Origin of the sequence: Xenorhabdus sp. KJ12.1 (assembly GCF_963876495.1) — a bacterium.
In the GTDB taxonomy this organism is placed as follows: Bacteria; Pseudomonadota; Gammaproteobacteria; order Enterobacterales; family Enterobacteriaceae; genus Xenorhabdus; species Xenorhabdus stockiae.
Genome location: NZ_CAWNQH010000058.1, coordinates 68,894 through 82,520 on the forward strand (window position 1 = coordinate 68,894; position 13,627 = coordinate 82,520).

Sequence of the window (13,627 nt, forward strand, 5' to 3'; positions counted from 1 at the left end):
CGCTTTTATCCGACTTGGAGTAAAGAATGACCACTCGTAAAACCCTTGCTAATGCTATCCGCTTCTTGAGCATGGATGCTGTGCAGAAAGCAAAATCAGGGCATCCTGGTGCACCGATGGGAATGGCTGACATTGCTGAAGTTCTGTGGCGCGACTATCTGAACCATAACCCTGTCAATCCTCACTGGGCCGATCGTGACCGTTTTGTATTGTCCAATGGCCACGGTTCTATGCTGATTTACAGCTTGTTGCACCTGACTGGTTACGATGTTTCCATCGACGATCTGAAAAATTTCCGTCAACTGCATTCCAAAACCCCGGGTCACCCTGAATATGGCTATACAGCGGGTGTAGAAACAACAACCGGCCCACTGGGGCAGGGTATTGCTAATGCAGTTGGTTTCGCAATCGCAGAACGCACACTGGCAGCACAGTTTAACCGTCCGGGCCACGATATCGTCGATCACCATACTTATGTATTCATGGGCGACGGTTGTATGATGGAAGGCATTTCCCATGAAGTTTGCTCTTTGGCGGGTACACTGAAGCTGGGCAAGCTGATTGCTTTCTATGATGACAATGGCATCTCTATTGATGGTGAAGTTGAAGGCTGGTTCACTGATGATACTGCTGCCCGCTTTGAAGCATATGGCTGGCATGTTATTCGTGGTGTAGATGGCCATGATTCTGACGCAATTACAGCAGCAATCGAAGAAGCACGTAAAGAAACAGGCAAACCATCTCTGTTAATGTGCAAAACTGTCATTGGTTTTGGTTCGCCAAACAAAGCAGGTAAAGAAGAGTGTCACGGTGCGCCATTGGGAGATGCTGAAATCGAAGCAACCCGCAAAGCACTGGGCTGGGAACACCCTGCTTTTGAAATTCCTCAGGATATTTACGCTGGCTGGGATGCGAAAGAAGCCGGTAAAGCAAAAGAAAGTGCATGGGATGCAAAATTTGCCGCTTATGCTGAAGCACATCCTGAACTGGCAGCAGAATTCAGCCGTCGTACCAGCGGTGAACTGCCAGAAAACTGGGAAGCAGAATCCAAGGCATTTATTGAAAACCTGCAACAGAATCCAGCTTCTATTGCCAGCCGTAAAGCGTCACAAAATGCTCTGGAAGCATTTGGTAAGGTTCTGCCTGAATTCATGGGTGGTTCTGCTGACCTGGCACCAAGTAACCTGACTATGTGGTCTGGCTCCAAGCCTCTGAACGAAGTTCAGGACGGTAACTACATTCATTACGGTGTTCGTGAATTCGGTATGTCTGCCATCATGAACGGTATCGCTCTGCATGGTGGTTTTGTGCCTTATGGTGCGACATTCCTGATGTTTGTTGAGTATGCCCGTAATGCAGTGCGTATGGCTGCGCTGATGAAAATCCGTAGCATCTTTGTATATACCCATGACTCTATCGGCCTGGGTGAAGATGGCCCGACCCATCAGCCTGTTGAGCAGATTGCCAGCTTGCGTGTCACACCAAATATGAGCACATGGCGTCCATGTGATCAGGTGGAATCTGCGGTTGCATGGAAATATGCGATTGAGCGTAAGGATGGCCCGACTTCTCTGATCTTCTCCCGCCAGAATCTGGCACAGCAGGAGCGCACGGCTGAACAGCTGGCCAACATTGAGAAAGGTGCTTACATTCTGAAAGATTGCGCAGGTCAGCCTGAATTGATCCTGATCGCAACTGGCTCTGAAGTTGAACTGGCAGTGAAAGCCGCTGATCAACTGAGTGCAGAAGGCCGTAAAATCCGCGTTGTTTCCATGCCATCTACTGATGCATTCGACAAACAAGATGCAGCATATCGTGAAGCCGTACTTCCTGCCGCCGTTTCCGCGCGTGTTGCGGTTGAAGCAGGCATTGCTGATTACTGGTTCAAATATGTTGGTATCAATGGTGCTATCGTTGGTATGAACAGCTTTGGTGAATCAGCACCGGCTGACGCACTGTTCAAAGAGTTTGGTTTTACGGTTGAAAATGTCGTCGCGAAAGCGGCAGCACTGCTGAAATAACAGTATACCTTCAATGGATTTCGGGTTGCTTCTAGGCGAAGCCTACAAAGAGGCAACTTGAAAGATGAAGGGAATTAAGCGCATCTGCATCAAACTTTGATCCGATGCGCTCTTTTTTTGTTCAAAATGCTTTTGTTATGCTATTAACGATCCTTGCTATTAGCCCTTTTTTCTCGTAGTCTTCCCTTATAATTAGCTGAACCGTTTCAGTTATCGCATGCAAAATGTCTTGTCTGTCACAATCTGATTAATTTTATGATGAATCATCCGTACAATTTGCACCTGCTCAGTTATCCTAAGCCGTTGCGTGACAACAGAGAAATTCAGGGAGTAACATGACAATCAGGGTAGCGATTAACGGGTTTGGGAGAATAGGCCGCAGTGTCCTGCGTGCGCTCTACGAATCCGGGCGTCGGGCTGAAATTGAAGTTATCGCCATCAATGAGTTGGCTGATGCAGAAGGTATCGCTCACTTATTGAAATATGATTCCAGCCATGGGCGTTTTGCATGGGATGTGTGCCTGAACAAGATAGGTTTGAATAATACAGTCTTGCATGTGGGGGATGACAGTATCCGGCTGTTTCATCAACCCGATATTTCGGCTTTACCGTGGAAAGAACTGGGTATTGATATTGTACTCGATTGTACCGGTCAGTATGGTGAACGCGCCGATGGGGAAGCCCATCTCGCTAGTGGTGCTAAAAAAGTACTGTTTGCCCATCCGGGAGGAAACGATCTGGATGCGACTGTGGTATACGGTGTGAATCATGAACTGTTGTCTGCGGAAGATTGCATAGTTTCGAATGCATCCTGTACGACAAATTGCATTATCCCGATTATTAAGGTGTTGGATGATGCGTTCAATATTGAATCAGGAACGGTGACAACAATCCACGCATCCATGAATGATCAACCAGTAATTGATGCCTATCACAGTGACCTGCGTCGAACCCGGGCAGCCAGCCAGTCGATTATACCTGTCGATACTAAACTGGCCGCGGGGATCACTCGTATCTTTCCCAAATTCAGTAACCGGTTTGAAGCTATTTCTGTACGGGTTCCCACCATCAACGTCACTGCGATTGATTTGAGTGTTACAGTCAGTGCTGCCGTTAATGTCAGTGAGGTAAACCAACTACTGCAAAAATCAGCAGTGAGTTCGTTTCGTGGTATAGTGGATTTCACCGATTTGCCGTTGGTCTCAACGGATTTTAACCACGACCCTCACAGCGCCATCGTGGATGGCACACAAACAAGAGTGAGCGGAAACCACCTGATTAAAACACTTGTTTGGTGTGATAATGAGTGGGGCTTTGCCAATCGTATGCTTGACACAACGCTGGCAATGGCTTCTAAAGGTTTCAAATAAACGGGTTTCAAATAAATCGTCTGTTGTATCGATAATATTGTGTCGGATTTTGTGAGATCAGATGTTATTAAATTAAATATGGTTGAACAAATGGCATACAGCAGGGGATTGAGTAATTTTATAGAGAATCAATGAGAGGATTCACCATGTCTGTAATTAAGATGACTGATTTAGATCTGGCGGGTAAACGAGTTCTGATCCGGGCTGATCTGAATGTGCCTGTAAAAGATGGCAAAGTTACCTCAGATGCACGTATTCGTGCGTCTTTGCCGACGATCGAGGCTGCGCTGAGTCAGGGAGCCAAAGTCATGGTTACTTCTCACCTGGGACGCCCGACTGAGGGAGAGTACAACGAAGAGTTTTCACTACAACCTGTCGTTGATTACCTGAAAGCAGCACTTTCTTCTCCTGTCCGCCTGGAAAAAAATTATCTGAATGGCGTTGAAGTGGCGGAAGGCGAATTAGTTGTTCTGGAGAACGTTCGCTTTAACAAAGGTGAGAAAAAAGACGACGAAACATTATCAAAACAGTATGCCGCATTGTGTGATGTTTATGTCATGGATGCCTTTGGTACAGCCCATCGTGCTCAGGCTTCAACTCACGGCGTTGCTAAATTTGCGCCAATTGCCTGTGCAGGTCCATTGTTATCCGGTGAACTGGAAGCTTTGGGGAAAGCATTACATAACCCTGCTCGCCCAATGGTCGCGATTGTGGGTGGCTCTAAAGTTTCTACTAAACTGACTGTTCTTGATTCACTGTCCAAAATTGCTGATCAGCTTATCGTTGGTGGTGGAATTGCCAATACTTTTGTTGCTGCTGAAGGCCACAATGTTGGTCGTTCCCTGTACGAAGATGATTTGATCCCGGAAGCGAAAAAACTGCTGGAATGCTGTGATATTCCGGTACCTACGGATGTTCGTGTTGCGACAGAGTTCTCTGAAACAGCTGAAGCCACGTTGAAATCAACCAGTGAAATTAAAGATGAAGAGCAGATCCTCGATTTGGGTGATGCTTCCGCTGAACGTCTGGCTGAAATCCTGCAAGGTGCAAAAACCATTCTCTGGAATGGCCCGGTTGGTGTATTTGAATTCCCGAATTTCCGCAAAGGAACCGAAATTATTGCCCGTGCGATTGCAGAGAGCGATGCTTTCTCAATTGCAGGTGGCGGTGATACTTTAGCGGCAATCGATCTTTTTGAGATTGCTGACAAAATCTCTTACATCTCTACAGGTGGTGGTGCTTTCCTTGAGTTTGTTGAAGGCAAAAAACCCCCCGCCGTTGTGATGCTGGAAGAACGTGCTAACAGTAACTAAGTTGAGTAACTCGTTGTGATAGCAGGCAGTAAATACTGCCTGCTCAATGTCAATACAGGACCACGTAACATGTCTAAAATTTTTGATTTCGTAAAACCGGGTGTCATCACTGGTGATGATGTTCAAAAAGTCTTTGCCATCGCAAAAGAACATAATTTTGCCTTACCGGCAGTTAACTGTGTCGGTACTGATTCTATCAATGCTGTGTTAGAAACAGCGGCAAAAGTACGTGCTCCGGTAATCATCCAGTTTTCCAATGGCGGTGCAGCATTTGTAGCAGGTAAAGGCCTGAAAGTGGAAGGTCAGCAGGCAGCAATTCTGGGTGCAATTTCTGGTGCTTATCATGTGCATCAGATGGCAGAGCATTATGGTGTGCCGGTGATCCTGCATACTGACCACTGTGCACGCAAATTGCTGCCGTGGATTGATGGTCTGTTAGACGCGGGTGAGAAACACTATGCTCAGACAGGCAAGCCTCTGTTCTCTTCCCATATGATTGATCTGTCAGAAGAATCTCTGGAAGAAAATATCGAGATTTGCAGCCAGTATCTGGCGCGTATGGCGAAAATTGACATGACGCTGGAAATCGAATTGGGTTGTACGGGTGGTGAAGAAGATGGTGTTGATAACAGCCATCTGGATAGCTCCTCTTTGTACACTCAGCCAGAAGATGTAGCTTATGCGTATGAAAAACTGAACGCGATTAGCCCACGTTTTACCATTGCGGCCTCTTTCGGTAACGTTCACGGTGTATACAAACCGGGTAACGTTAAACTGACGCCAAAAATTCTGCGTAATTCTCAGGACTATGTTTCAGAGAAATTCAACCTGCCACACAATAGTCTGGATTTTGTTTTCCACGGTGGTTCTGGTTCTACCGCAGAAGAGATTCAGGAAGCTGTCAGCTACGGCGTAGTTAAAATGAATATTGACACTGATACCCAATGGGCTACTTGGGAAGGTATTCTGAACTACTACAAGAAGAATGAAGGTTATCTGCAAGGTCAATTGGGTAACCCGGAAGGCGCGGATAAACCTAATAAGAAATTCTATGATCCACGTGTGTGGTTGCGTGCTGGTCAGGTTTCAATGGAAGTTCGTCTGGAACAGGCTTTCAAAGAACTGAATGCGGTTGATGTACTGTAATTTCCATACTGATTGGCATGGATTAAAGTCGCTTTAGTCGATTAACGTTTCTTAGTTCCCGCCCGTTATTTTCATGATTAACGGGCGGGAATTTTTTTAATGAAACCGAATTAAATCAGTTAGGCTCTTGCGCCATCTTTCATAATACGGTTCAGCCACGGCACCATGAAAGCCATAACCACGGCAACAATGAGAGTGGCAATACCTATTTTACCGAATACGCCCGTATATATCGGCAGCGTTTGCAGAGGGTCAGTAACACCTTCTGGTGCGGCAGTGAATGTTGCTATATAGCTTCCCAGTACTGATGCAGCAGCCTGAGATAAGAACCACATACCCAGAATAAACCCTGTCAGATAGCTGGGAACAAACGCAGCAACCATTGCCAGCCCTAATGCACTGATCATCAACTCCCCGATACTCTGGAACAGGTAAACCAGTACGATAAACCACGGTGAAGTCATGCCATGTTCATCGGCGAACAGGCCGGCAGCGGCTGCCGTCAGAAAGCCAAGAGAACACAGGAACATACCGACGGTAAACTTCGTTGGCATAGAAAAATCTTTGCCTTTTGCTCCCAGACGGGTGTAAAGCACAGCCAGAATCGGGCTGGCGACGATGATCCAGAATGGGTTCAGAGCCTGAAAGCTGATGGGGTTAATATTAAAACCGAAGATTTGGGTATTAACATTGTTGATGGCAAAGAAGTTGAGGGAGGTTGGCATTTGGTTGTACAGCATAAAGAACACAATAGCCTGAATCATCAGGATAAATGCCACAAACATTTTATTGCGGCCGACTTTATCCTGTTTGAATGCCTGCCAGAAGAAAATCACCACAACGATAGCTGAAATTGCCATAAGAACGAGATTAGCAATATCAATATTGTGCAATAGCCACGCACAGACCCCTACCATCCCTGCTGAGCCGAGTAAAACTAAAAATAGGGTTATGTAGTTAAGAGGAGCATGGTCTGGCTCAGAACCGATGTCATGTACCATACGGCGACAGGCGATGTAAACCAACAGAGCGATAATCAGGCCGATACCACAGATATTATAGGTAACAGCATAGCCATATTTTTCAGCAATAACGGGAGCGAGAGAAAGAGAAACCAGAGAACCAAGATTGATGGACATATAGAATAGTGTAAAAGCACCATCTAAACGTGGATCTTGTGGCTGGTAGCACTTAGCCAGCAGGCTTGCGGGGTTAGCTTTGAACAGACCATTACCAACCGCGACAGTTCCCAAAGCATAAAAAATCAGTTCTGGTTCCATAATGGAAAGGCCAATCAGAAAGTAGCCTATTGCCAGTATAATAGCACCCAGAATGATGGTTCGTTTTGTTCCCAGCAAGTGGTCTCCTACATAACCACCGATGGAAATCAAACCATAAACCAGCGCAGTAAATGCACCAAAGGTAATAAATGCCTGTGTTTCTGAAAAACCAAGCTGTTTAACGAAGTAAACAGCGAGAATGCCTTGAACGCCGTAGTAGCCAAATCTTTCCCATAATTCTACAAAAAAAATCATGAAAAAGGGCTTCGGTTGATCCCATAAACCGACTGGAGCGGTTTTATTCATAGTAATTGCCTCTGTTAGTTGTCATACCAATGGACAATACATCCAGAGTTTATACTGTTGTTAACATAAAAGTAACATAATGTATTGCACGGGTTGTGTTTTTGTTTAATTATTCAGAGTGATCGAAAGCGCGGGAGGTTAATATACTGGCATAATATCTTCTCAGTGGTTGATCACACTAATGCAAAAATTAATACCAGATTTGACAGAATATTCACTAAATTAATAGGAGAAATCACTTATTAATGGTTTAAGTGTTCGTAAATAAAGCGATTTGATGTTTGTTTGCTCTTTGTTCTCCATTCTGATGGTTAAAGTGACTACTCAAAAGGTGTACGCGGAAAGTTTTGAACACTAATATCAATATATTAAGTTTATGTTATGTATTTGGTTTTTTTGTTTGTTTCTGCATGAAATAGAGCTACATAAAACTACACGTTTTATATAATTTATCATATTTATTAAATAATAAATCAGTTCGTGGGATGGTTTATCATTGTTGGTTCAGTCAGAAAACCAGCTATGCTCAATGGATTTTGAGTTGCATCATCGAAGGAAGTAACTAAACTGGGAACGGTTTTTCTAGCGAAGGGAAGAGAATTGAGCTGCCAACAAAGAGGTCATTTTAACGGCAATAGTGATATAACACGGAAGTGACACTATAGAATATACGGAGCAAGAGTAAAATATAATAAACAAACTCCACCTACTGTATTAACAAACCGGCTTACGATGCTGAAGTTTATTTTTCTTGCAGCAAATATGACAATATAACCAAATGATAATAACCAGATTGTTGTAATAATAATATGGATAGAAGCAAGAATGATAAAATTTAATACACTAATATAGTCAGATGTTAAAAAACCAGGCACTACAGTAAGGTAGAGTAGGATCGCTTTTATATTCAGAATGTTGGCGATATAGGCGTCTTTTATTGTTGCAACCTTCGTCCCTTTTTCTGTTATTTTTTTACCGGAATAAATTCCGTTTTTTATTAATATACAAGAGAGATAGATTAGATAAATTGTTCCAATGATTTTTATGGCATGCATAATAAGGGGATATTTTGTCACTATACCGGTAATACCTAGACCAACCAGTAATGCGTGGGTGTAAATACCTAAAGCTGTCCCGACTATGATGGAAAGTAAACCTTTTATTCCACTGTTAATAGCATTTGTCATGCCGAGGGTAAAACTTGCTCCGGGAGATAAGGCGATAGGTAATATCGTAAGAATGAAGCCTGAAATATTCAAAATTCCACCTGTATATTAATGACTCTTGTCGGAATGTCTATGACGTTGAGACCCCTTGATTATATACCTAATAAATTTTGAGTTGAATCATGGTGGTATGAGAGTGATAAATTAGCGAGGAATTCATTTGCCCAGCTAACAAAGATACTGCCTGAAAGACAACGGATAAAAGCCAGTTGAGAAAGTAAAGGGCTTTACGTCCTTGCCCTTATACCTAATTTTAATTTTTAGCTTCACTTCAAACTGCGGTAGCCAGAGTTTTGTTCATCACCTGATGAAAAGCACGCTTAAAGTAGATCAGCCCGTGGCCTTCTTCCAGAACATGAAGCTGTTTGATTTCGACCAGGTAAACATTGTGTGTGCCGATTTCCTGTACCTGTTCGATGCTTCCTTCCAGACTAGCGAGTGTTCCTTTCAGCATGGGTTGCCCTAATGAGCCTGTGTGCCAGATATCCCAGCTGAAGCGCTCTTCCATACTGGCTTCAGTCATACCCGCAAAATGGCGGGCCAGCAATTCCTGCTCATGATTCAGGATATTGACACATAGCTGGCCATTACCCTGAAATACCTGATTCATTGCACTGTTACGGTTTATGCACACCATCAAAGTCGGCGGAGTATCCGTTACGGAGCATACTGCCGTCGCTGTCATACCGCAGCGCCCGGCCGGGCCATCGGTTGTGATAATATTCACCGCCGCGGAAAGGCTTGCCATCGCATCTCTGAATAGCAAGCGATGTTCATTTTCTAAAGACATTATAAGTCTCCTGCTACTCATTTATTTCAGTAGCGTATCTAATAAATTAATATCATTGTTGTTGTGTAAGTGGGGGCTTACCCAGCCATTTACATCATAATCAGAGAGACACTGATCCACCAGCTCAGTCATTTTTTTCATATTGCCAGAACCATACGCATGGCGCAGGCATTGCAGGCGAATTTCATCCTGACTACCAGCATAGTTGATTTCATACAATTCATGGCGTCCACCAAATTCACTGCCAATGGCATCCCACATTAGTTTCAGAATTTTAATGCGTTCAACATGATCAATGCCATTTGAACCCCTGACATATTTTTCAAGGTACTGACTGATTTCAGGGTTATTCATATCTCGTACACTGGATGGTAAATAAATTAATCCACTGGTGACATTACGTTCAATGATATTTTTAATTTTTGTATAAGCCATTGGTGCCATGACCCGATAAGTCTGTATTGCCTGAGTGTCCGGCAGGTGGGCTCCACCTTCCCACGGTTTTGCTTCTGCCCACATTGCATCTGTCAGCGACCAGAACAGATTGCGCCACGCCACGACTTCACCCAAATCAGCCTGAACGCCCCTAAAATCCACCACGCCAGTACATTCCAGGCTCTTTTGCAGTAATCCGGTGATAAAGTCCAGTTTAACGGCCAGACGCACACAGGCCTGCATAGGAAACAGACGGGCAAAACCACTTTGAACCGCCCAATTACGTGCGCGATCAAAGTCACGATAAATTAACACGTTTTCCCACGGAATTAACACTTTATCCATCACCAGAATGGCATCATTTTCATCAAACCGGCTGGAAAGTGGGTAATCAAAAGGTGATCCGGTCGCACCTGCTGTCAGTTCATAGGAGGCTCGGGAGATTAATTTGACGCCGTCAGAATCCATTGGGGCGACAAACATCAGGGCAAAATCAGGGTTATCACCCATAACCTGCGCCGAGCCGAAACCGATAAAATTATAATGAGTTAAGGCGGAATTGGTTGCCACGACTTTGGCACCGCTGACAATAATTCCTGCATCCGTTTCTTTTTCTATCTGGATAAAAACATCTTTAACCTGATCGGCGGGTTTATGACGATCAATCGGGGGGTTGACGATGGCATGGTTAAAATAAAGCGCATTTTCCTGAATGCGTTTATACCAACTGCGGGCATTATCGGAAAATTGCCCATAAAACTCCGGATAAGCCCCTAAAGCACAGCAAAATGCCGCTTTATAATCCGGTGTACGACCCATCCAGCCATAGCTCTGGCGTGACCATTCAGCAATGGCATCACGTTGCTGGCGGATGTCATCTGGGCTGGTTGCGAAACGAAAGAATTTGTGAGTATAGCCGCCGCTACCGGTATCAGTATTCCAACAGAGAATGTCATGAGTCTTTGGATCATGCAGAGCGTCATATAATTGGCTGATAGAGGCAGCAGCATTGCGAAAAGCGGGATGCGTCGTCACATCCTTGACCCGTTTACCATAGATATAAATTTCCCGCCCATCCTGTAGTGACTGCATATATTCTTTACTGGTTAACGGACGTGTTTTATCGGCACGAAAATCTTCTGGTTTCATAGCTACCTCATCATCCGAAGCCTTCCATTCTGATTTGTTATCTTAATGGGAGGTTGAGTGTTAAATAAATGTTGATTTATATATTTAATTGAAGCGACTGAGGGAGAATATCTGAAGAGACTTTCAGAAGAACCGCAGGTACTTTTCGGTAAAATGGGTAATTTGTTACGTAAATGTGATCAGCTTTGTGTTTTGATATAAGCGTGCCCGATCAGAAGTTATATCTGAATGTGATTGTATTTTATGATAATGGTATTTTATGGTTATTTGACGTTATTTTCTCGCCAGATACTCGGTGAACACCCTTCCAGACGATTAAAAAACCGGGCGAAATAAGCCGGATCTTTGAATCCTAACTGGTATGCCACTTCAAATACCGGGCTATCACTGAACAACAGTAACCGTTTTGCTTCCCTTAATTGACGGTCAAAGATCAATCTCTTAGGTGGACGATTTGCAAACCGGCGACACATATCTTTCAGACGTGATTCTGTAATTCCCAGAATCTGAGCATACTCCGGTACAGTAAGATGTTGGCTGTAATGCTGATCGACCAGTTGGTTAAAGCGCTGGAAGAGTTTCAGTTCTCCTCTGACACCACCAGCACGATGATCTTCAAGGGGAATACTGCGTAAAAGAAAAGTAAACAGGGATTGTGCCAAGAAAGCCAGTGACTGTTCGCGACCGGCAAATTGATTGGCTGATTCACGTCTAATTAATGCCCAATAGTGGCTGAATGTTTCCAATTCGTCTGGTTTATCGGCAATGGAAAGGCAGAAAGCCGGAATATCAATCAGTTCCCGATGTGCAGGATAGAGCGAGTTAAGTAGCGGGGTAATTAACTCCTGACGCACAGTCAGTACATAACCATCTGTGCCTTCCTGCGTAAAAAATGCATGAGGTACGGAGGGAGGGGTCAGGATAAACAGCGGAGCCTGTACCGAGTAACGGAGATCGTCCAATTGTAATTCAATCCGACCGGTGACCAGATAGTGCAGCTGGAAAAAACCATCATGGCGATGGGCCTGCATATCACGACCAAAAAACGCGGCCATTCGGCCAAAAGTCTGATAATGGACATCATCTGATCCCTGAGTTTCATCATAATCTTTACTGATATCAATATTGCTAATAACTTCGCTGTTTATCTGGCTGTCTGACATCAATTTATTCTCTTTTAAGCCGGTAATCAGGATATTTTGTTGAGACGACGGAACTTGGCCGATTTTTATGTTCTAGCGTGTTTCATCGGGATCAGCAGAACTATCAGTGCCCCGATCACCAGCAGCCCGGCGACAAAATAGAGACCAGAGTTAAAACTGCCGGTCTGATCTTTCAGCCATCCGATCAATAAAGGGCTGACTGCCGAACCCACATTCCCCGTGGCATTGATCACCGCGATCCCAATAGCCCGCGCTCGCAGGCTGATGGATTGATCGGGTGTCGTCCAGAATACCGCCATCGCAGTAAACGAGCCGGTTGATGCCATGATGATGCCTAAAAGCTGTATCATGCTGTTGTCTGTCAGTGATGTCAGGATCCAGCCCACAGCAGCAAACAGGAAAGGCAGCGCTGTGTGCATTTTTCGCTCTTGCAGGCGGTCTGACCGACGGCTCCAGTAGATCATCCCCAAAATGGTACAGAACTGAGGTATGGCTGTTAGCAGGCCAATAACAGTGTGACTGCTTCCCTGATTGAAACTCTGCATAATTTGTGGCGTCCAGATATTAATGGCGCTCAGCGTATTGGTCAGGCAGAAATAAGCGAAGGTGTACATCAGGACAATCGGGGTAAAAATTTCACGCCACAGGCTGGTTTTGGCGTGTGAAGGTTCAGGGTGTGCTAAAGAAACTTTATCGTTCTCTATCATTTCCTGTAGGCATTTTTTATCTTCCTTTGTCAGCCACTTTGCTTTCTCTGGTGAATCATCCAGATAAAACCAGACGACAATACCCAGCAGAACAGAAGGGAAGCCTTCCAGAAAAAACAGCCACTGCCAGCCACGCAGATCCCAGATGCCGTCCATTTCCAGAATATAACCGGATGCGAGCGAGCCAAATGCCATCGTGACAGGCATAGCTATCATAAACAGGGCATTAGCACGGGCACGGTAATAAGCCGGAAACCAATATGTCAGATAGACCAGAATACCGGGCAGGAAGCCGGCTTCTGCAATTCCGACCAGCATACGCAGGATATACAGGCTGGTGGGGCCGGTCGCAAACATTGTCGCGGTGGAAGCAATCCCCCACAGCACCATAATCGTGGCAATCCAGCGTCTGGCTCCCACAATACCCAGCATGATATTACTGGGAATACCAAAAGCCACATAAGTCACATAAAACAGTGTTGCAGCTAACCCGAACATGGTCGATGTAAGACCCAGATCTTTTCCCATCGTTAAACCGGCAAAACCAATATTGATACGATCCAGAAAAGAAAAGATGAACAGGACAAACAGAAACAGGATCAGGCGGCGAAATAATTTTTTGATAACACTTTGCTGCTGTGCCGTGAGGTTTTTATGTGAATAGTCTGGTGCATCATGCTTCTGTATGGCTTCAGGTGAGCTGCTCATGGTTGTGACCTTT

The 13,627-nt window shown here is 44.7% G+C and carries 10 protein-coding genes; 4 read left to right on the plus strand and 6 right to left on the minus strand.

The genetic code is table 11. The features are described from left to right. The first annotated feature begins 26 nt into the window (after positions 1–26). The 4 genes from tkt to fbaA all read left to right on the plus strand — a co-directional run bounded on the left by tkt (position 27) and on the right by fbaA (position 5,850). A complete protein-coding gene (tkt, locus tag AACS92_RS06190; RefSeq protein WP_099110471.1) occupies positions 27–2,021 on the plus strand; it encodes a transketolase in 1,995 nt (664 codons plus the stop codon). Positions 2,022–2,356: 335 nt separating this feature from the next. After that, positions 2,357–3,391: an erythrose-4-phosphate dehydrogenase gene (epd, locus tag AACS92_RS06195; protein WP_099110472.1), complete on the plus strand. Its 1,035-nt coding sequence runs from the start codon at positions 2,357–2,359 to the stop codon at positions 3,389–3,391. Between the two features lie 146 nt (positions 3,392–3,537). After that, complete coding sequence (gene pgk / locus AACS92_RS06200) at positions 3,538–4,704, plus strand: phosphoglycerate kinase (protein ID WP_099110473.1); 1,167 nt, start codon at positions 3,538–3,540, stop codon at positions 4,702–4,704. 69 nt (positions 4,705–4,773) lie between these two features. After that, positions 4,774–5,850, plus strand: a complete 1,077-nt coding sequence (gene fbaA / locus AACS92_RS06205; RefSeq protein WP_099110475.1) for a class II fructose-bisphosphate aldolase — start codon at positions 4,774–4,776, stop codon at positions 5,848–5,850. Between the two features lie 119 nt (positions 5,851–5,969). Here the strand turns inward: fbaA and dtpB are convergent, their stop codons facing one another. The 6 genes from dtpB to hpaX form a co-directional block, all read right to left on the minus strand. Then, positions 5,970–7,436: a dipeptide/tripeptide permease DtpB gene (dtpB, locus tag AACS92_RS06210; protein ID WP_099110476.1), complete on the minus strand. Its 1,467-nt coding sequence runs from the start codon at positions 7,434–7,436 to the stop codon at positions 5,970–5,972. A 659-nt stretch (positions 7,437–8,095) separates the two neighbouring features. Then, positions 8,096–8,695 carry a LysE family translocator gene (locus tag AACS92_RS06215; RefSeq protein ID WP_099110477.1) on the minus strand — a complete coding sequence of 200 codons (600 nt, stop codon included), beginning with the start codon at positions 8,693–8,695 and terminating at the stop codon, positions 8,096–8,098. Positions 8,696–8,933: 238 nt separating this feature from the next. After that, entirely contained in the window at positions 8,934–9,452 is a 519-nt protein-coding gene (gene hpaC, locus AACS92_RS06220; RefSeq protein ID WP_099110478.1) for a 4-hydroxyphenylacetate 3-monooxygenase, reductase component, read from the minus strand. Positions 9,453–9,473: 21 nt separating this feature from the next. Next, entirely contained in the window at positions 9,474–11,036 is a 1,563-nt protein-coding gene (hpaB, locus tag AACS92_RS06225) for a 4-hydroxyphenylacetate 3-monooxygenase, oxygenase component (protein ID WP_099110480.1), read from the minus strand. Between the two features lie 263 nt (positions 11,037–11,299). Further along, complete coding sequence (gene hpaA / locus AACS92_RS06230; protein ID WP_099110481.1) at positions 11,300–12,199, minus strand: 4-hydroxyphenylacetate catabolism regulatory protein HpaA; 900 nt, start codon at positions 12,197–12,199, stop codon at positions 11,300–11,302. Between the two features lie 65 nt (positions 12,200–12,264). Then, a complete protein-coding gene (hpaX, locus tag AACS92_RS06235; protein WP_099110482.1) occupies positions 12,265–13,614 on the minus strand; it encodes a 4-hydroxyphenylacetate permease in 1,350 nt (449 codons plus the stop codon). Positions 13,615–13,627 lie beyond the last annotated feature (13 nt).

Excerpts from the sequence above, each read along its gene's own strand:
- tkt (WP_099110471.1), top strand. The coding sequence starts at position 27 with ATGACCACTCGTAAAACCCTTGCTAATGCTATCCGCTTCTTGAGCATG.
- epd (WP_099110472.1), top strand. The coding sequence starts at position 2,357 with ATGACAATCAGGGTAGCGATTAACGGGTTTGGGAGAATAGGCCGCAGT.
- pgk (WP_099110473.1), top strand. The coding sequence starts at position 3,538 with ATGTCTGTAATTAAGATGACTGATTTAGATCTGGCGGGTAAACGAGTT.
- fbaA (WP_099110475.1), top strand. The coding sequence starts at position 4,774 with ATGTCTAAAATTTTTGATTTCGTAAAACCGGGTGTCATCACTGGTGAT.
- dtpB (WP_099110476.1), bottom strand. The coding sequence starts at position 7,436 with ATGAATAAAACCGCTCCAGTCGGTTTATGGGATCAACCGAAGCCCTTT.
- hpaC (WP_099110478.1), bottom strand. The coding sequence starts at position 9,452 with ATGTCTTTAGAAAATGAACATCGCTTGCTATTCAGAGATGCGATGGCA.
- hpaB (WP_099110480.1), bottom strand. The coding sequence starts at position 11,036 with ATGAAACCAGAAGATTTTCGTGCCGATAAAACACGTCCGTTAACCAGT.
- hpaA (WP_099110481.1), bottom strand. The coding sequence starts at position 12,199 with ATGTCAGACAGCCAGATAAACAGCGAAGTTATTAGCAATATTGATATC.
- hpaX (WP_099110482.1), bottom strand. The coding sequence starts at position 13,614 with ATGAGCAGCTCACCTGAAGCCATACAGAAGCATGATGCACCAGACTAT.